19 protein-coding genes are annotated in these 18445 nt (G+C 73.9%); 13 read left to right on the plus strand and 6 right to left on the minus strand.

Annotated features, from left to right (window positions below):
* Positions 1 to 38: 38 nt before the first annotated feature.
* A complete protein-coding gene (locus tag ACSLTV_RS23530; protein WP_432137878.1) occupies positions 39 to 695 on the plus strand; it encodes a trimeric intracellular cation channel family protein in 657 nt (218 codons plus the stop codon).
* On the opposite strand, the gene ACSLTV_RS23535 is transcribed toward ACSLTV_RS23530, so the two are convergent.
* Positions 604 to 1845: an alpha/beta hydrolase gene (locus ACSLTV_RS23535; RefSeq protein ID WP_435612827.1), complete on the minus strand. Its 1242-nt coding sequence runs from the start codon at positions 1843 to 1845 to the stop codon at positions 604 to 606. The genes ACSLTV_RS23530 and ACSLTV_RS23535 overlap by 92 nt on opposite strands.
* A gap of 129 nt (positions 1846 to 1974) precedes the next feature.
* Between ACSLTV_RS23535 and ACSLTV_RS23540 the strand changes: the two genes are divergently transcribed.
* Positions 1975 to 2856, plus strand: coding sequence for a thioesterase family protein (locus ACSLTV_RS23540; protein WP_432137876.1), 882 nt, complete (start codon positions 1975 to 1977; stop codon positions 2854 to 2856).
* Here ACSLTV_RS23540 and ACSLTV_RS23545 read toward each other — a convergent pair.
* Positions 2843 to 3430 (minus strand): TIGR03086 family metal-binding protein, encoded by a 588-nt coding sequence (locus ACSLTV_RS23545; RefSeq protein ID WP_435612828.1) that lies wholly within the window; start codon positions 3428 to 3430, stop codon positions 2843 to 2845. The genes ACSLTV_RS23540 and ACSLTV_RS23545 overlap by 14 nt on opposite strands.
* A gap of 157 nt (positions 3431 to 3587) precedes the next feature.
* Between ACSLTV_RS23545 and ACSLTV_RS23550 the strand changes: the two genes are divergently transcribed.
* Positions 3588 to 4613 (plus strand): helix-turn-helix transcriptional regulator, encoded by a 1026-nt coding sequence (locus ACSLTV_RS23550; RefSeq protein WP_435612829.1) that lies wholly within the window; start codon positions 3588 to 3590, stop codon positions 4611 to 4613.
* Here the strand turns inward: ACSLTV_RS23550 and ACSLTV_RS23555 are convergent.
* Entirely contained in the window at positions 4582 to 5208 is a 627-nt protein-coding gene (locus ACSLTV_RS23555) for a TetR family transcriptional regulator (protein WP_432137872.1), read from the minus strand. The genes ACSLTV_RS23550 and ACSLTV_RS23555 overlap by 32 nt on opposite strands.
* A 160-nt stretch (positions 5209 to 5368) precedes the next feature.
* On the opposite strand from ACSLTV_RS23555, the gene ACSLTV_RS23560 reads away from it, so the two are divergent.
* The 3 genes from ACSLTV_RS23560 to ACSLTV_RS23570 all read left to right on the plus strand — a co-directional run bounded on the left by ACSLTV_RS23560 (position 5369) and on the right by ACSLTV_RS23570 (position 7144).
* Entirely contained in the window at positions 5369 to 5533 is a 165-nt protein-coding gene (locus tag ACSLTV_RS23560) for a hypothetical protein (protein ID WP_432137871.1), read from the plus strand.
* 14 nt (positions 5534 to 5547) lie between these two features.
* Positions 5548 to 5814 (plus strand): DUF4190 domain-containing protein, encoded by a 267-nt coding sequence (locus ACSLTV_RS23565; protein WP_432137870.1) that lies wholly within the window; start codon positions 5548 to 5550, stop codon positions 5812 to 5814.
* 160 nt (positions 5815 to 5974) lie between these two features.
* A complete protein-coding gene (locus ACSLTV_RS23570) occupies positions 5975 to 7144 on the plus strand; it encodes a cysteine desulfurase family protein (RefSeq protein ID WP_432137869.1) in 1170 nt (389 codons plus the stop codon).
* Between the two features lie 98 nt (positions 7145 to 7242).
* Here ACSLTV_RS23570 and ACSLTV_RS23575 read toward each other — a convergent pair whose 3' ends face one another.
* A complete protein-coding gene (locus ACSLTV_RS23575; protein ID WP_432137868.1) occupies positions 7243 to 7938 on the minus strand; it encodes an N-acetylmuramoyl-L-alanine amidase in 696 nt (231 codons plus the stop codon).
* Positions 7939 to 8020: 82 nt separating this feature from the next.
* Here ACSLTV_RS23575 and mnmA point away from each other — a divergent pair, with 82 nt between their 5' ends.
* Positions 8021 to 9154, plus strand: coding sequence for a tRNA 2-thiouridine(34) synthase MnmA (gene mnmA / locus ACSLTV_RS23580; protein WP_432137867.1), 1134 nt, complete (start codon positions 8021 to 8023; stop codon positions 9152 to 9154).
* Between the two features lie 261 nt (positions 9155 to 9415).
* Positions 9416 to 9664 (plus strand): hypothetical protein, encoded by a 249-nt coding sequence (locus ACSLTV_RS23585; RefSeq protein ID WP_432137866.1) that lies wholly within the window; start codon positions 9416 to 9418, stop codon positions 9662 to 9664.
* A gap of 425 nt (positions 9665 to 10089) precedes the next feature.
* Here the strand turns inward: ACSLTV_RS23585 and ACSLTV_RS23590 are convergent, their stop codons facing one another.
* Positions 10090 to 10872: an alpha/beta fold hydrolase gene (locus tag ACSLTV_RS23590; protein ID WP_435612830.1), complete on the minus strand. Its 783-nt coding sequence runs from the start codon at positions 10870 to 10872 to the stop codon at positions 10090 to 10092.
* A gap of 38 nt (positions 10873 to 10910) precedes the next feature.
* Positions 10911 to 11243 (minus strand): DUF427 domain-containing protein, encoded by a 333-nt coding sequence (locus tag ACSLTV_RS23595; protein WP_432137863.1) that lies wholly within the window; start codon positions 11241 to 11243, stop codon positions 10911 to 10913.
* Positions 11244 to 11296: 53 nt separating this feature from the next.
* Between ACSLTV_RS23595 and ACSLTV_RS23600 the strand changes: the two genes are divergently transcribed.
* The 5 genes from ACSLTV_RS23600 to ACSLTV_RS23620 all read left to right on the plus strand — a co-directional run bounded on the left by ACSLTV_RS23600 (position 11297) and on the right by ACSLTV_RS23620 (position 18417).
* Positions 11297 to 11836 carry a TIGR00730 family Rossman fold protein gene (locus ACSLTV_RS23600; RefSeq protein ID WP_432137862.1) on the plus strand — a complete coding sequence of 180 codons (540 nt, stop codon included), beginning with the start codon at positions 11297 to 11299 and terminating at the stop codon, positions 11834 to 11836.
* Positions 11837 to 11843: 7 nt separating this feature from the next.
* Positions 11844 to 12542: an SDR family oxidoreductase gene (locus tag ACSLTV_RS23605; protein ID WP_432137861.1), complete on the plus strand. Its 699-nt coding sequence runs from the start codon at positions 11844 to 11846 to the stop codon at positions 12540 to 12542.
* 116 nt (positions 12543 to 12658) lie between these two features.
* Positions 12659 to 13666 (plus strand): methionine synthase, encoded by a 1008-nt coding sequence (locus ACSLTV_RS23610; RefSeq protein ID WP_432157242.1) that lies wholly within the window; start codon positions 12659 to 12661, stop codon positions 13664 to 13666.
* 15 nt (positions 13667 to 13681) lie between these two features.
* Positions 13682 to 15877: an NAD-dependent DNA ligase LigA gene (gene ligA / locus ACSLTV_RS23615; protein ID WP_435612831.1), complete on the plus strand. Its 2196-nt coding sequence runs from the start codon at positions 13682 to 13684 to the stop codon at positions 15875 to 15877.
* A gap of 272 nt (positions 15878 to 16149) precedes the next feature.
* Complete coding sequence (locus ACSLTV_RS23620; RefSeq protein ID WP_432137858.1) at positions 16150 to 18417, plus strand: putative bifunctional diguanylate cyclase/phosphodiesterase; 2268 nt, start codon at positions 16150 to 16152, stop codon at positions 18415 to 18417.
* Positions 18418 to 18445 lie beyond the last annotated feature (28 nt).

Below are 18445 nucleotides of genomic sequence, written 5' to 3' on the forward strand. Positions count from 1 at the left end.
TGTAAGGCGGGGGCTCGATGCTGGGTGAGAATGTGAGGGTGATCCAGCAGCTCTTCAGTCCCTCCGTCCAGCACACGCTCGACCTGATCGGCATCTTCGTGTTCGCCATCTCGGGTGCGCTGCTGGCCGTCCGCAAGAACTTCGACGTCTTCGGCATCGCCGTCCTCGCCGAGTTCACCGCGCTCGGCGGCGGGCTCTTCCGCGACGTGATGATCGGTGCCGTACCCCCGGCCGCCTTCACGGACCTCGGCTACTTCCTCACGCCGCTGGTGGCCGCCCTCCTCGTCTTCTTCCTCCACCCGCACGTGGAGCGCATCCAGGCCGGGGTCAACGTCTTCGACGCGGCCGGCCTCGGCCTGTTCTGCGTGACGGGCACGACGAAGGCGTACGACCACGGCCTCGGCCTGACCGCTTCGGCGGTCCTGGGGCTGGCCACCGCCGTCGGCGGGGGCGTGCTGCGCGACGTGCTGGCCAACGAGGTGCCCTCGCTGCTGCGCTGGGACCGCGACCTGTACGCGGTGCCGGCGATCGTCGGCGCCACCATCGTGGCCGTGTGCCTGCGGTACGACGTGCTGACCCCCCTCGCGAGCTCGCTGGCCGCGGTCACGGCCTTCGCGCTGCGCCTGCTCGCGATGCGCTACCACTGGCGAGCGCCTCGCGCCTGGAACCGCCGCTCGACGGTGCGCGAGGAGTAGCGCCCCTGCCGTCCGGTGCGGGCAGGCCCTGCTGCCCCAGCTGCGCGGTGAGCCACTCGAAGGCAGGCACCACCTGCGGCCGCCACAGCTTGACGGTGTGGCCGCCCGCGCTCTTCGGGAAGTGGACGACGTGCACGTCGGTCGGCGCCTTCGCCGCACGGGCCAGGGCCAGCCCGGCCTCGTACCCGTCGCCCGGCTGGCCGGAGAGGTAGAGAGCGACGGGCGGCGGGTCGGCCGCCCTGCGCAGCAGTACGTAGGGGTTGTTGGCGTCGCGCAGGGCCGGGGTCTCGGCGGCGAGTGAGCCGCGCTGCTCGATCGGGTCGTTGTAGCCGGACAGGCTCACCGCCGCCCGGAACCGGTCGGGGTGGGCCACCGTCAGCTTGGCCGCGCAGTGCGCGCCGGCCGAGAACCCGGCGACCGCCCAGCCTGCGGGGGCCGGCTGTGCCCGGAAGTTGTCCATCACCATCTTCGGCACGTCCACGCTCAGCCAGGTGTCGGCGTTGACCGTGCCGGTGATGTTGGCGCAGCCGGTGTCCACGCCCGGCAGCAGCGCGGTGCGCGGCGCCACCAGGATGAACGGCGCCACCTTGCCCGAACGCATCAGCGGCAGCAGTTGCTCGTGCGCGGCGAGGGCGCCGAACCAGGCCTTGGCCGAGCCGGGGAAGCCGGGCAGCAGCTCCACCACCGGGAACCTGCGGTCGCGGTAGGCGGGGTCGTCGTACTGCGGCGGCAGCCAGACGTAGACCTCGGCCTGGACGCCGGAGATCCGGCCCCTGAGCTCGGTCTCCCGCACCCCGCCGGCCGCGCCCATGCCGGGGCCCTCGGCGTCCGTGAACTCCTGGCGCACCTTCGGCAGCCGGCTCAGCTCCACGCCGCCCTTGCCGTCCGGGCCGAGGTCGGCGGCCTGGCGCACATGGCTGCCGGTGCCCAGCAGGTCGTCCCAGTCGTCGTACAGGTTGTTGGCGTTGTTGACCAGGACGAAGACCAGGGCGACGGCCGTGCCCTGGGCGAACAGCAGCATCAGCGTGCGCGCCAGGGCCCGCACGACCTTCGGACCGCGCAGGCGGGACCAGAGCGCCAGGGGCAGCGCCACCGCGGTGACGGCCAGCGCGGTCAGGGTGTAGAGGAACGGAGTCCCGGTGAGGCTCATGCCTCTACAGAGGGCCGGGCCGGGGCCCGGGTTGACGGACGAGTGCGGACACTTACCGAGAAATTGCCGACATCACACGGGCAGAACGGAAAGCTACCGCTTAGTAATCCAGTGTTGTACCGTTCATCCATGCCCGAAGCAGCAGCCACCGCCCGCCCCGCCGCACTCGGCGACAGCGAGTTCGTCAGCGAGTTCGTCAGCGAGTTCGACCGCGACACCACGCCCACCCCGCGCGCACCCGGCGTCTACGACGTCGACCTCCCGCAGGGCTGGACGATCTTCGGCGCCGTCAACGGCGGCTTCCTGCTGGCCGTCCTCGGCCGAGCCCTCGCCGACGCCCTGCCGCACGCCGACCCGTTCACGGTCTCGGCGCACTACCTCAGCGCCTCCCGCCCCGGCCCGGCCGTGGTCCGCACCGAGACCGTCCGCACCGGCCGCACCCTGTCCACCGGCCAGGCCTCCCTCCTCCAGTACGACGAGGAGGGCCGCGAGGTGGAACGCATCCGCGTCCTGGCCTCCTACGGCGACCTCGGCGACCTGCCCGACGACGTCCGTACCACGGCGAAGCCGCCCGCGCTGCCCCCGCTCGACCAGTGCTTCGGACCGGAGGACGGTCCGGCGCCGGCCAAGGACCAGCAGCCCATCGCCGAACGGCTGATGCTGAAGCTGGACCCGGCGACCGTCGGCTGGGCGCTCGGACAGCCGTCCGGCAAGGGCGAGATGCGGGCCTGGTTCGGCCTCGCCGACGGCCGCGACGCGGACCCCTTCTCCCTGCTGCTCGCGGTCGACGCCCTGCCGCCCACCGCGTTCGACCTCGGCGTCATCGGCTGGGTGCCGACGGTGGAGCTCACCGTCCACGTCCGCGCCAGGCCCGCCCCCGGTCCGGTGCGCGTGGCGATCACCACGCGCAACCTCGCCGGCGGCTTCCTGGAGGAGGACGCGGAGGTCTGGGACAGCGCGGACCGCCTCGTCGCCCAGTCCCGTCAGCTGGCCCGGATCATGCGCGGCTGAACGGTGCCCGGCCCAGCCAGGCGGCCAGCCGCGTGTGGGCGTCGGCGCCGTCGGGCGCCCGGCGCGCGTCGCCGAACGGCACCTCCTCGCCCCGCTCGGCGTCCGGCAGCGCGCGGTGGGCGGTGGCGAGCGCGAACTCCGCCAGTTCCGGGTCCAGTTCACGGGGGCGGCCCAGGGCCTCGTTGAGGTCCCAGGTGTGGGTGACGAGTTCCATCACGTACACCGAGAGGGCGCCGGCGCCGGGCACCTCGCCCCACGGCACCCGCACCTTCGCCGTCATCCGCTCGTCGGGCTCCCACGCCTTGAGCACGCGGGTCCGGGCCTCGTCGTACGCCTCCGGCCAGCCGTCGTCCGCGACGCCCTCGACGAAGGGGTGGACGGCCATCCCGTCGCCGCCCTCGCCGACGACCGCGTTCCGCAGTGTTCCGCCGACCACATGGCTCAGCAGCCGCCGTACGTCGAACTCGGAGCACGGCGTGGGGTCGCCGAGCCGGTCGGGTGTCACCGTCCGGATCAGGGCGGCGGCCTGCTCGGTGGCGCGGGCGTAGACGGGGCGCGGGTCGGGCTGCTGCATGGCGTACCTCTTCCTCGGTGTCCTGCACGGGCATCCGCCGGCTCGGCCGGAGCGTCCTGCTCGGCCTCGCCGGTGCGGTACGCCGATGTTCGGCCCCTAACCTGACAGCCGCCGTCAGCATTTGCCCAACGGGCTTGCGGGGGAGCAGCCTTGGGGTGTGAAGTCCGACCGCCTGCTGTCGATCCTGCTGCTCCTGCAGACCCGGGGCCGCGTCCCGGCGCGGGAACTCGCCGCCCGGCTGGAGGTGTCGGTGCGGACCATCTACCGCGACGTCGAGGCACTGTCGTCCTCCGGTGTTCCCGTCTACGCCGAGCGCGGCCGGCACGGCGGCATCGCGCTGCTCGACGGCTTCCGTACGGACGTCACCGGGCTGACCGCCGACGAGTCGCGGGCCCTGTTCATCGTGGCCGCGCAGGGCGCGCACGCCTCCCTCGGGCTGGACGCCGCCCTCGGCTCGGCGCTGCGCAAGGTGATGGCCGCGTTGCCCGCCCCGCACCGCCCCGCCGCCGAGGCCGCCGGCCGGCGCGTCCTGGTGGACCCCACCCGCTGGCAGCCCGGCCCGCGCCCCGAGGTCGACCTGGCCGCCCTCCAGGACGCGGTGTTCGCCGACCGCCGGCTGCGGCTGCGCTACCGGCACAGCGGTGAGCGGGAGCCGGTCACCTACACCGTCGACCCGTACGGCCTGGTCGCCAAGGCCGGGACCTGGTACCTGGTCGCCGACCGGCGGGGCCGGCCCCGGCTGTTCCGGGCCGACCGGGTGCGCTCGGCCGAGGTGCTCGACGACCCGGTCCGGCGCCGTTCCGGCGTCGAACTCGCCGACGTGTGGGAGGTGTTGCGCCGGCAGGTCGAGGAGCGGCCCGGGGGAGTGGCGGTGACGGTCGGGGTACGGCGCGACCGCCTGGACCTGTTCCTGCGCGTCAGCGCGCCGCACCTGGCCGAACAGCCCGACCCGGACCCCGAGGCGGTTCCCGCGGCGGAGTGCGCGGCGGACCGTGTGCCGGTGCGCCTGGTGTACCCGTCCGTGCGTGCCGCCCGCCAGCTCCTGTGCTTCGCCGACCAGGCGGAGGTGATCGACCCGCCGGAGGTGCGGGCGGAGCTGCGCGAGGCGGCGGCCTCCGTCGAGGCGCTGTACCGGGGCGCCGGACCCGCGGTCAGTCCAGCCAGTGGCGGCGGCCGATCGTGATGAGGCGGAGCTGCCGGGTGGCGAGCCGGGCGACCTGGTCGAGGTCGCCGTCGCGACCCTCCTGCGCCTCCAGGAACAGGGAGGCGGTGATGATCATCTGGTCCACGTAGAGGTGCGAGAGCATCAGCAGGTCGTCCTCGGGCCAGCCCCGGGCGTCGGGGTCCTTGGCCAGTTCGGTCTTCACCTCCCGGGCGAACCGCGCCAGTTGCTCGCGGATCGCCTCCCGGACCGGCTGCACCCCGCCGTGCCGCTCCCGGGCGATGAAGCGGACGTGCGCGGGGTACGCGGCCACATGGCCGGCGATGAGTTCGACGGCCCGGCGGATGCGTTCGTCGCTGCTGTCGGCGTCGGTGACCGTGGACCGGATCATCGGGTGCAGGCTGCCGAGCGCCTCCTCCACCAGGGCCACCCCGAGGTCCGCGGTGGAGCGGAAGTGCCGGTAGAAGGCGGTCGGGGCGACCCCGACGGCCCGGGTGACCTCGCGCAGGCCCAGACTGCTCAGGCTCTGCTCCTCCAGCAGTCCCAACGCGGCGTCCAGGAGCGCCTGTCGGGTCTTCTGCTTCTGCGCCTGCCGGATGCCCAGGGTGTGACTCATGTCATCCAGTTAACAACTGTTCTCTGGAATTGGAAACCCGTCGCGCGCGCTAGACTCGAAGTCAGTGAACAACTGTAACTACAACTGTTCACCGAAACGTCACGAGAGGTGCCAACTTCACGAGAGGCGCGCGAAGCGCCTCGGAGGGGGATCCCACCCAATGCTGTTCCTCGTCGCCGCACTCCTGCTGCTCGGCGTCGTCCTGGGCACCGTGGCCCACGCGCCGCTCGGCTTCACCCTCGTCGCCACCGCCGTGATCGCGGCCTGGCTCGGCATCTTCGCCGTCCGCGAGCGCCACGGCCGCCGTGGTGCCGAAAGCCGCTGAAGGAGCTGACCGCCATGCAACTCACCGCACCGGCCACAAGCCGCACCGGCATCCGCGACACCGACGGCATGGCCGTCGCGTCGTTCATCCTCGGCCTGGTGGGCTTCCTGGTCCTCAACGTCTTCCTGGGGCCCACCGCCATCGTCCTGGCCACCGTCGCCCTCATCCGCGGCACCCGCCGCAGGGGCCGCGCCTGGCTGGGCCTCGCACTCGGGGTCCTGGACCTGGTGGTCCTCCTGGTCTTCATGCAGGTGGACTCGACGATCTCCTGGAGCCTGTAGGCCCGTCCGCGGGCCCCCACGGACCCGCACGGACCACACGGGCGCCGACGGGCGCGCCGAGCCGGTCCCGACCCGGGACCCGGCGGGGCGCGCCCGGCCGGGCCCCCGGCCGACTCTCGCCTCGGGCCCCGGACCCCGGCCCCGTAGAATCGGCCCCACCATGGCATACCTCGACCACGCCGCGACCACCCCGATGCTCCCGGAGGCGGCAGAGGCGCTCACCGCCCAGCTGAGCATCACCGGCAACGCGTCCTCCCTGCACGCATCCGGCCGCCGGGCCCGCCGCACGGTCGAGGAGTCCCGCGAACTCCTCGCGGAAGCCCTCGGCGCCCGCCCCAGCGAGGTCGTCTACACCTCCGGCGGCACCGAGGCCGACAACCTCGCCGTCAAGGGCCTATTCTGGTCCCGCCGCGACGCCGACCCCGCCCGCACCCGGATCCTCGCGAGCCCCGTGGAACACCACGCCGTCCTCGACGCCGTCCACTGGCTCGGCGAGCACGAGGGCGCCACGGTCGAATACCTCCCGGTCGACTCCCACGGGCGGGTCCACCCGGACGCGCTGCGCGAGGCCCTCGCCCAGAACCCCGACGACGTCGCCCTCGCCACCGTGATGTGGGCCAACAACGAGATCGGCACCCTCATGCCGGTCCATGAACTCGCCGACGCCGCAGCCGAGTTCGGCGTCCCCCTGCACGCCGACGCGGTCCAGGCCGTCGGCCAGGTGCCCGTCGACTTCGCCGCCTCCGGTCTCGCCGCGATGACCGTCTCCAGTCACAAGATCGGCGGGCCCTACGGCGTCGGCGCGCTGCTCCTCGGCCGTGAGCACACCCCGGTGCCGGTGCTGCACGGCGGCGGCCAGGAACGCCATGTGCGCTCCGGCACCCTCGACGTCCCCGCCATCGCCTCGTTCGCGGTCGCCGGGCGGGTCGCCGCCGAGCGGCGCGCCTGGTTCGCCGCCGAGATCGGTGCCCTGCGGGACCAACTCGTCGCCGCCGTCCGGGACTCCGTGCCCGACGCGATCCTCGGCGGCGACCCGGCGCCCGAGGGCCGTCTGCCCGCCAACGCCCACTTCACCTTCCCCGGCTGCGAGGGCGACTCCCTGCTCCTGCTGCTGGACGCCCAGGGCATCGAGTGCTCCACCGGCTCCGCCTGCACCGCCGGAGTCGCCCAGCCCAGCCACGTCCTGCTGGCCACCGGCACCGACCCCGACCTGGCCCGCGGCACCCTGCGCTTCTCCCTCGGCCACACCTCCACCGAGGCCGATGTCGAGGCGCTCGCCAAGGCGATCGGACCGGCCGTGGAACGCGCCCGCGCCGCCGGGCTGACCTGACGGCATGCCGTCCGCATCGTCGCGCCGGGCTGGCGCCGTCCGCATCGTCGCGCCGGGCTGACCGGACAGGGCGACGTCCGCGCCCGCCGTGCCGGACGTCAGGCCGCGGCGGCGTGCGCCTCGCGCACCAGGCGCAGATAGCGGTCCCAGTCCCAGTGCTCGCCCGGGTCCGTGTGATCGGTCCCGGGTACCTCCACGTGTCCGATGACGTGCTCCCGGTCCACCGGTATCCCGTACCGCCGGCACACGCCCGCCGTCAGCCGCGCCGAGGCCGCGTACATCGCGTCCGTGAACGACGACTTCTCCTCCACGAACCCCTCGTGCTCTATGCCGACACTGCGCTCGTTGTACGACCGGTTGCCCGCGTGGTAGGCCACGTCCAGCTCGCGGATCATCTGCGTGACGTGTCCCTCCCGGCCGACGATGTAGTGCGCCGCCGCTCGGTGCCCCGGGTCCTGGAACACCTCCACCGCGCTCGCGAAGCTGCCCTGGGTGACATGGATGACGACCCTGTCGATCCCGTAGTCGTCCGGCCGGTCCGCCCAGCGGAAGTTCGCCTCGGAGGCCGCCACCCACCGCGCGCCGGGGAAGTCCACCGCCCCCTCCACCCGCGGCTTGCGCACCCCCGGCGTCCGCCACCACAGCCGCGCCAGCTGGTCCCGGGCCAGCGCCGCGGTGCCCACGGCCGCCGCCGCGCCGCCGACCAGCAGCGCCCGCCGCCCGATCCGCCGGTCCGAGTCCCGCTCCGCTCCCGCGGCCTTCGCCGGCCTGCCCGGCCGCCCCGCTTCCCCCATGCCCGGTCCCTCCTCGCCCCTCGTGATCGTGAACGAGAGGGCGCGGCCCGCGGTTCCCGCCGCCCCGTACTCTGGAAGGGTTATGACTGAGACCTCGCAGCGCCCCCGCCCCCTTCGCGTCCTCGCCGCCATGTCCGGCGGCGTCGACTCCGCCGTCGCCGCCGCCCGCGCCGCCGAAGCCGGGCACGACGTCACCGGTGTCCACCTGGCGCTCTCCGCCAACCCGCAGTCCTTCCGCACGGGCGCGCGGGGCTGCTGCACCATCGAGGACTCCCGCGACGCGCGCCGCGCCGCCGACGTCATCGGCATCCCCTTCTACGTCTGGGACCTCGCCGACCGCTTCCGCGAGGACGTCGTGGAGGACTTCGTCGCCGAGTACGAGGCGGGCCGCACCCCCAACCCCTGCCTGCGCTGCAACGAGAAGATCAAGTTCGCCGCGCTGCTGGACAAGGCGCTGGCGCTGGGCTTCGACGCGGTGTGCACCGGGCACTACGCGAAGGTCGTGGTGAACGCGGACGGCACCCGCGAGCTGCACCGCGCCTCCGACATGGCCAAGGACCAGTCGTACGTCCTCGGCGTCCTGGACGACAAGCAGCTCGCGCACGCGCTGTTCCCGCTCGGCGACACCGTCACCACCAAGGACGAGATCCGCGCGGAGGCCGAGCGGCGCGGCCTCGCGGTCGCCAAGAAGCCCGACTCGCACGACATCTGCTTCATCGCCGACGGCGACACCCAGGGCTTCCTCGCCCGGCGCCTCGGCAAGGCCGAGGGCGACATCGTCGACGAGTCCGGCAACCGGCTCGGCACCCACGAGGGCGCGTACGGCTTCACCATCGGCCAGCGCAAGGGCCTGCGGATCGGCACCCCCGCCGCCGACGGCAAGCCGCGCTACGTCCTCGACATCTCCCCGGTGGACAACACCGTGACGGTCGGCCCCGCCGAGGCCCTGGACGTCAGCGCCCTCACCGCGATCAAGCCCCGCTGGTGCGGCGCCGCCCCCACCGGCCCCGGCACCTACACGGCCCAACTGCGCGCCCACGGCGGCGAGACCGAGGCGACGGCGGAGGCCGTCGACGGCGAGCTGCGCGTGCGTTTCACCGAGCCGGTCCGCGGCGTCGCCCCCGGCCAGGCGATCGTGCTGTACGACGGCACGCGCGTGGTCGGCTCGGCCACCATCGCGTCGACCACGCGCGCGACGGCCGTACCCTCGGCCTGAGCGGCCCCCCCCCGGCTCCTCCGGGGAGGCCCCAACGGTCCCGCGGAAAGGGACTGTTCGCCGCACCGGCGAGGACCGTCAGCCGTACCCGGCCGGCCGCGCGTGGTGATGTGATGCCCACGCGCCCTCCGGCCCCGCCCGACGGCGCCGCCGGCGTGACCGGCACGGCCCGTCTCCGCCCGTGCCCGCCACGAGCGGCCGTTCGGCGTGCGCGGGGCCCGGGGGCGCCCCACGTGTCACAGAGCCGACAGGAAGCTGCCCATGCCCCGCCCAGCCCTCCTCGCCCTGTCCGCCTGCCTCCTCGCCACGGCGGCCGCCGCCGTCTCCTTCGCCCACGGCGCCTGGACGGGAGTCGTCTGGGTGCTGCTGGCCGGGCTGACCTCCAACGTGGCCTGGTACCACCTGCGCCGAGGCGGGGCGTACGGCCGCCGCGGCCCGGTGGCTCCCGCGGCGAGCTGCTCGGGCGACGGGGCGGGGTGCGGCGGCTGCGTCCGCAAGGCCTGCCCGTGACCGACGGCCACCACGGCCCCGCGCTGCGCGAGACCCCGGCGCTCGGCGCCGGGGCCGGGCGTCCGCGCACGGTCGCTGCCGGAGGAGATCACCGGAACCAGGACTGTGACGTCGGCGGCCGGGTTGCCGACCTCGGTGGCCATGCCGCCGACGTCGGCGGCTCGTCCGACCTGTTCACCGCCGCCGCAGGGCGTGCGCTCGGCCGGCCTCCGCCCGTCCGCCGAGCGCGGCCACGACGGCGCGTCGCCGACGACCGGCCGACCGCCCTCCCCTCCCGGCGAGCCGGGCAGGACCGACGGCGTCAGGCGCGAGCAGGCCCGCCTTCCCCGGTGGGCGGCCCGGACGGCGCGGCAGGGTGGCGGCTCCGGGCCGGTCGCACCGCTCGGGGGAGCCGGGCCGTCGGCACGGTGGCGGCCCCGGGCCGGTCACACCGCGAAGAACTCGCTCAGCACCGGGCCCAGCGCGTCCGGGTCCACCATGTGGGTCTGCGCCTCCAGCACCCGGTACGTGCCCTGCGGCAGCGCCTCCGCCACCGCACGCGCGGCCTCCCGCATCCACGCCGGACTCGCCCCGCCGGCCAGCGCCAGCACCGGCACGCCGACCGACGCCAGCCGCTCCCGGGGCACCAGCGAGTCGCCCATGACCAGGTCGTCGTGGGCGAGGCTGGGCGCGACGGACTCCATGCCCGCCCACATCGGCGACTGCCGGGCGCCCTGGATCATCGCCTCCGCCATGCCGGTCAACCGCAGGAACAGCTCCACCGCGTCCCCGCGCCGCCCCCGCTCCAGCGCCTCGGTCAGGTTCCGGCGGTACGCGGCGCGCTCCTCGGCGCCGCTCGGGGCGAAGTCGGCGTACGGCGTCTCGTACACCGCGGCGCGGCGCACCGGCAGCCCGGAGGCCAGCGCCTCCAGCACCAGCGCGCCGCCCGAGGACACCCCGAACAGCGCGGCGTCGCCCCCGACCGCCTCGACCAGCGCCGCCAGGTCCTCCACCTCGCGGCGCACCTCGTACGGCCGGGTGTCGCCGCTCTCGCCGCGGCCCCGGCGGTCGTACACCACGGCCTCGAAGCCGTCCGCCAGCCGGGCCGCCAGCGGGGCGAGGGTGCCGCCCGTCGACATGGCGCCGCTCACCAGGATCACCGCGGGACCCCGGCCGGTGCGCGCGTAGGCGATCGAGGTGCCGTCGCGGGAAAGAGTCTTGTCGTCCATGCCCGTGCAGACTGCCGCAGGGCGCGCGGCTCATCGCGCTACGACACGTCCAGCACCTCCGTGTCGTAGAAGCACAGGTGGTCCTTGACGGCCGCGACGTCCGGCTTCGGGTCGGGATACGCCCACACCAGGTCGGGCGCGTCCGGCAGCGACCAGTAGGAGGCGGTGCCCTTGAACGGGCAGTGGGTGTGGGTGTCGGACGGGGTCAGCAGGTCCGTGCGCACGTCCTGCGCGGGGATGTAGTACCGCACGGGACAGCCCGTCTCGCGCAGCACCAGGGGTCGGTCGCTCTCCGCCAGCACCCGTCCGGCGTGCACCACGCGCACGCGGACCCGGCCCTGCTCGATGGTGATCGTGTGTCCTTGAACCATGCTCAGCCACAGCGTTTGCGGGCGCCCGGTTCTTCCCGCGTACGGTGGGCGCCATGCGAATCTGCGTCTTCCTCTCCGCCGCCGACCTCGACGACCGGTACACCCTCCCCGCGCGGGAGTTCGCGAAACTGCTCGGCAAGGGCGGACACACCCTGGTGTGGGGCGGCTCCGACGTCGGGCTGATGAAGGTGGTCGCGGACGGGGTGCAGGAGGCGGGCGGCCGGCTGGCCGGGGTCTCCGTGGAGTTCCTGTCCGCCAAGGCGCGGCCCGGGGTGGACGAGATGGTCGTGGCGCGCGACCTCGCCGAGCGCAAGAGGCTGCTGCTGGAGAAGGCCGACGCGGTCGTGATCATGGTGGGCGGGACCGGCACCCTCGACGAGGCGACGGAGATCCTGGAGCTGAAGAAGCACGGCCACACCGACAAGCCGGTGGTGCTGTTGAACACGGCCGGCTTCTACGACGGTCTCAAGGAGCAGTTCCGCCGCATGGAGGACGAGGGCTTCCTGCCCCGGCCCCTGGCCGACCTGGTGTTCTTCGCGGAGGAGCCGGTGGGTGCGCTGGCCTACCTGGAGGAGAGCCGGGGCATCCGGTAGTGCGAGCATGGCGCGCATGGCTACTCATGTGATCACCGGGGCCGGTTCCGGCATCGGCGCGGCCGTCGCCCGCCGCCTGCACGCGCGCGGGGACGACCTCGTGCTCCACGCGCGCGACGCGGGACGCGCGAAGGAACTGGCCGCCGAGTTCCCCGGCGCGCGCACCCTGGTCGGCGACCTCGCCGACCCGGACCGGCTGTCCTGGGCCTTCTCCCACCAGACGCTTCCCGACCGGGTCGACTCCCTGCTGCACGTCGCGGGCGTCGTCGACCTGGGCCCGGTGGGCGAGCTGACCCCGAAGTCCTGGCGCCACCAGCTGAACGTCAACCTGGTCGCGCCCGCCGAACTCACCCGCCACTTCCTGCCCCAGCTGCGGGCGAGCCGCGGCCACGTGGTCTTCGTGAACTCGGGGGCCGGCCTGGCCGCGCACGCCGACTGGTCCGCGTACGCGGCGTCCAAGCACGGCCTGAAGGCGCTCGCCGACTCCCTGCGCCACGAGGAGCACGCGCGCGGCGTCCGGGTGACCTCGGTGTACCCCGGCCGCACGGCCAGCCCCATGCAGGCCAAGGTGCACCAGCAGGAGGGCAAGGAGTACGACGCCGCCCGGTGGATCGACCCCGAGTCGGTCGCCACCACGATCCTGATGGCCCTGGACCTGCCGAGGGACGCGGAGGTCAACGACCTCACGGTGCGGCCCGGCCGGTGACCAAGCCCGGCCGGTGCCGCCCCGGCCGGTGCCGCGCCGGCCCGGTCCGTGCGTCGCGCGGCGCCACGGCGTGCTCCGGCGGCTGGAGTCGCCCGCGGGTTCCGTAGGCTGATCCGGTGAGCGAAGACAGCCAGTTCAGCCTCGGAGCGGCCACGGGCGTCGGGTCCATGCCCGGCGGGGACGCCCGGGAGGCCGCCAAGACCGTCACCGGGTCCTTCGAGGACTTCCCGTATCTCGCCGAGCTGCCCGCGCGCGGACCCGGCGCCGACATGATCGGCCGGACCGCGGGGATGCTCGTCGAGCTGTACGCGCGCGTGGAGCCCAGCGGATGGCGGATCGGCGACCGGCCCGGCCGGGACACCAAGCGGGCCCGGTCCTGGCTGGGCGAGGACCTCGACGCGCTGGAGGAGTTCACCCAGGGGTACGAGGGCGCGCTGAAGGTGCAGGCCGTCGGCCCCTGGACGCTGGCCGCCGGCCTCGAACTGAAGAACGGCGAGGCCGCCCTGTCCGACCCCGGCGCCTGCCGCGACCTCGCCGCCTCCCTGGCCGAGGGCCTGCGGCTCCACCTCGACGAGGTACGCCGCCGGGTCCCCGGCGCCCACCTCGTCCTCCAGCTCGACGAGCCCTCGCTGACGGCCGTCCTCGGCGGCCGGGTGAAGTCCGCCAGCGGCTACCGCACCCACCGGGCGGTGGACCGGCAGATCGTCGAGCAGACCCTGCGCGACGTCGTCGGCGTCCACGCGGGCGGTCCGGTCGTCGTGCACTCCTGCGCCCCCGACGTCCCGTTCGCACTGCTGCGCCGGGCGGGCGCCGCCGCGGTCTCCTTCGACTTCTCACTCCTCACGGAACGTGACGACGACGCGATCGGAGAGGCCGTCGAAGCGGGTACCCGGCTGTTCGCCGGTGTCGTGCCGGGCGTGGACGGCCCGTTGTCAGACCCTGCCGGTAGCGTCATGGGTGTCAGGACGCTGTGGCGCAGGCTGGGGCTGCGACCAGGGCTGCTCGCACAAGCGGTCACGGTCACGCCGGCGTGCGGACTCGCGGGGGCATCCCCGGCGTACGCCCGCCAGGCCCTCGCCCACTGCGTCCGGGCGGCGAGATCCCTCGCGGACAACCCAGAGTAACGGGAGGACAACACGGTGGCCGGCGACAAGCAAGCGGAGACGACGGTGCCCGCCGAGGCGCGGGAGCAGCACGCCCAGCTCGCCGAACAGGTCGAGGAGCACCGCTTCCGGTACTACGTGAAGGACGCTCCCGTCATCAGCGACGCCGAGTTCGACCGCCTGCTGCGGTCCCTGGAGGCGCTGGAGGAGGAGCACCCGGCGCTGCGCACCCCCGACTCGCCGACGCAGAAGGTCGCGGGCGCCTACGAGACGGAGTTCACGGCCGTCCAGCACCGGCAGCGGATGCTCTCGCTGGACAACGCGTTCGACGCGATGGAACTGGCCGCCTGGGGCGAGCGCGTCCACAAGGACGTCGGCACCTCCGCCTACCACTTCCTGTGCGAGCTGAAGGTCGACGGCCTCGCCGTCAACCTCACCTACGAGCACGGCCGGCTCACCCGCGCGGCCACCCGCGGCGACGGCCGCACCGGCGAGGACATCACGCCCAACGTGCGCACCATCGCGGAGATCCCGGACCGGCTGCGCGGCGGTGAGGACGTCCCCGCCCTCGTCGAGATCCGCGGCGAGGTCTACTTCCCGATGGAGAAGTTCGAGGAGCTCAACGCCCGCCTGGTGGCGGCCGGCGACAAGCCGTTCGCCAACCCGCGCAACGCGGCGGCCGGTTCGCTGCGCCAGAAGGACCCGCGCGTCACCGCGTCCCGCCCCCTGCACATGGTGGTCCACGGCATCGGCGCCCTGGAGGGGTACGAGGGCCTCACCCGGCTCTCCGAGGCCTACGACCTGCTGGGGAGCTGGGGTCTGCCCACCTCCTCGCACAACAAGGTGGTCGACGGACTCGACGGCGTACGGCGGTTCATCGAGTACTACGGCGAGAACCGCCACTCGGTGGAGCACGAGATCGACGGGGTCGTCGTCAAGCTCGACGAGATCCCGCTGCAGGGCCGCCTCGGCTCGACGTCGCGCGCCCCGCGCTGGGCCATCGCCTACAAGTACGCGCCGGAGGAGGTCAACACCCGGCTCGTCGACATCCGCGTGGGGGTCGGACGCACGGGCCGGGTCACGCCGTACGCCCAGGTGGAGCCGGTGACGGTGGCGGGTTCCGAGGTCGAGTTCGCGACCCTGCACAACCAGGACGTCGTCAAGGCCAAGGGCGTCCTCATCGGTGACACCGTGGTGCTGCGCAAGGCCGGTGACGTCATCCCGGAGATCCTGGGCCCGGTCGTCGACCTGCGGGACGGTAGCGAGCGGGAGTTCGTGATGCCGGCCGAGTGCCCCGAGTGCGGTACGCCGCTGCGGCCCATGAAGGAGGGCGACGTCGACCTGCGCTGCCCCAACGCCCGCAGCTGCCCCGCCCAGTTGCGCGAGCGCCTGTTCTACCTGGCCGGCCGCAAGGCGCTGGACATCGAGCACTTCGGCTATGTCGCGGCGGCCGCGCTCACCAAGCCGCTGGAGCCGAAGGACCCGCCGCTTGTCGACGAGGGCGACCTGTTCGACCTGACCGTCGAGCAGCTGCTGCCCATCAAGGCGTACGTCCTCGACCAGGATAGCGGGCTGCCCAAGCGGGACCCGAAGACCGGCGAGGAGAAGATCGCCACGGTGTTCGCCAACCAGCAGGGCGAGCCCAGGAAGAACGCGCTCTCCATGCTGGAGAACATCGCGGCGGCCAAGGAGCGCCCGCTCGCCCGGATCCTCACCGGCCTGTCGATCCGCCACGTGGGACCGGTGGCCGCCGAGGCCCTGGCGCGCGAGTTCCGCTCCATCGACCGGATCGAGCGGGCGAGCGAGGAGGAACTGGCCGCCACCGAGGGCGTCGGGCCGATCATCGCGGCTTCCCTGAAGGAGTGGTTCGCCGAGGACTGGCACCAGGAGATCCTGCGCAAGTGGAAGGCGGCCGGGGTCCGGACGGAGGAGGAGGGGGCCGCGGAGGACGAGGGCCCGCGCCCGCTGGAGGGGCTGACCGTCGTGGTCACCGGCACCCTGGAGCACTTCACCCGGGACGGCGCCAAGGAAGCGCTGCAGACCAGAGGAGCGAAGGTGACCGGTTCGGTGTCGAAGAAGACCTCCTTCGTCGTGGTGGGTGACAACCCCGGATCGAAGTACGACAAGGCGATGCAGCTGAAGGTCCCGGTTCTGAACGAGGACGGCTTCGGTGTCCTGCTGGAACAGGGCCCGGAAGCCGCCGCCGAAGCCGCTCTGCCCGTCGAGGAATAGCGGTCGAAGGCCACCCGAACGGCGCATACCGGATGCTTACGGGTGACTGGGGCGCATTCGGGCGACCGTCGACGACCGCTGCCCGTGAAAGCCTTCCGCGGCCTACTGTTGAGATGTGCGCCCGCCGTGCCCGGTCTCGGTCGGGGGCACCCCTGTGGTCCTCGACGGGCTCGTGAGGGCCGGGGCAAGGGTTTTCCAACGCGGCGCCGTTTGATGGCTGTCGGGCATCGGGCCGCGGGGCGTGGGCACCGCCGGCTGTGAGAGGGACGGGAATGGAACCGACCGAGAGCGCCGCCCCGGACTCCCGGCTGTCCGGCCGCCGGGCCGGCGGTGCCTGGTGGGCGAGCCGCTGGGCGGCGTGGTCGGCCCGCCGTCCGGGCGCGGACGCACCCGCGCGGGGCACGGCGGCGCGCGGTGGTGCGCCCACCGCCGTGGACACCCGCCCGGCCGTACCGCTCACGGTGCCGTCCACGGCACCCGTCGCCGGGCTGCCGGGCGGCGAGCACGAGCGGCACCTGTCCTGGCCGGCGCTGCCCGCCGGCGTCGTCGCGGCGGCCGGCTTCACCCTGGGCGCCGGTTTCTACCGCGCCTTCACCGACCACCACGCGCTCTTCCCGTCGGGGGTGGCCGGCTGGTCGCTGGCCGTGCTGACCGGCATCATCGTCGGCCACCTCGTGATGCTCGGCCGCTCCCGCTGGTGGGGCGGCACCGGCTCCGGCGCCGCCCTCACCCTCGCCGTCCTGCTGCTGTACGGCTGGGTGCCGGCCGGCATGGTCAGCCTCACCGTCGTCGTCCTGGTCGGCATAGCCCGGCGCCACCGCTGGCGGCAGGGGGTGCTGCACGGCGCGGTGGACATCCTCGGCATCGGCGCCGGCGCCCTCCTGCTGGCCGCCTTCGGCCGGATACCCTCCGTGGAGATCCCCTGGGACCCGGCGACCTGGACGTTCTACACCGCCCCGCAGGTGATGCTGGTCGCCGCCGCCTACCTCAGCGTCACCCGGGTGCTGCTGTGGTACCTGCACGCCCCGCGCTCCGGGGGCCTGCCCACCGTCGCCCGGACCGCCCTGGTCAGACAGGGCCTGGTGGCCGTCGCCCTGCTGGGGATCGCCCCGCTGGTGTGCGTGGTGGCGGTGGCCAAGCCGATCCTGCTGCCGCTGTTCGCCATCCCGCTCATCGCCCTCGACTCCACCCTGTGGATAGCCCGGGCCCGGGCCGAGGAGCAATTGCGCGACCCGCTGACCGGGCTGCCCAACCGGCAGTGGCTGCTGGAACGCATCTGGACCGCGCTGGACGAGGCCGAGCGGATCGGTGCCCGGGCCGCCCTGATGCTCATCGACCTCGATCGTTTCCGGTCGGTCAATGACACACTCGGTCATCTCGCCGGTGACCGGCTACTGCTGCAGATAGCCGACCGGCTGCGCCTGGCGCTGCCGCGCGGTGCGGAGGTGGCGCGGCTCGGCGGCGACGAGTTCGCCGTCTTACTGCCGGTGGCCGACTCCACCACCTCCGCCACCCGGGTGGCCCGCGGACTGGTCTCGGCCCTCAGCTCCCCGCTCGACCTCGACGGCCTCACCCTCGTGCTGGAGGCCAGTGCCGGGGTCGCCGTCTTCCCCGACCACGCCCTCGACGCCGAAGGCATGCTGCGGCGCGCGGACGTGGCGATGTACCAGGCCAAGCGGGACCGCACGGGCGTGGAGGCCTACGAGTCCAAGCGGGACTCCAACACCCCCGACCGGCTCGGTCTGCTGGGCGATCTGCGCCGGGCGCTGGACGCGCACGAGGTGGAGCTGCACTACCAGCCGAAGGTGCGCTTCGACGGGCAGGTCGCCGGCCTGGAGGCACTGGTGCGGTGGGTGCACCCGGAGCGCGGGAAGGTGCCGCCGGACGAGTTCATAGCCATCGCCGAGTCGTCGGGGCTGATGCCGCACCTCACGGAGTACGTGCTGGAGACCGCGCTCGGCCAGGTCGCGCGCTGGCGGGCGCAGGGACTGTTCGTGCCGGTCGCGGTGAACGTCTCGCCGCGCGACGTGCACACCCCCGGCTTCGCCGGCTCGGTGGCGGCGCGGCTCGCGCGGCACGGGGTCCCGGCGGGGGCGCTGCAACTGGAGATCACCGAGCATGTGCTGCTGGAGGACCCCGAGCGGGCGGCGGACACGCTGAACGGGCTGACCGGGCACGGCGTGAAGATGTCGCTGGACGACTTCGGCACCGGCTACTCCTCGCTGGTGCACCTGCGGCGGCTGCCGGTGAGCGAACTGAAGATCGACCGGTCGTTCGTGGCCCGCCTCGCGGTCGACGCGCAGGACGCGGAGATCGTGCGGTGCACGGTGGACCTCGCCCACTCCCTGGGCCTGCTGGTCGTCGCGGAGGGCGTCGAGGACGACGAGACCTGGGAGCGACTGCGCGACCTGGGATGTGACGCCGTGCAGGGCTGGCTGGTCGCCGCGGCGATGCCCCCGGAGGAGACGACCGCCTGGCTGCGGGCGCGGGGCGCCCGGGGATGGCAGCGCCCGCGGGCGGCACTGCCGGCGGCCGAGTAGGCCCGGCCCCGCACAGCTCGGCCCTCCC

This window comes from Streptomyces sp. bgisy159, from assembly GCF_965341775.1.
In the GTDB taxonomy this organism is placed as follows: Bacteria; Actinomycetota; Actinomycetes; order Streptomycetales; family Streptomycetaceae; genus Streptomyces.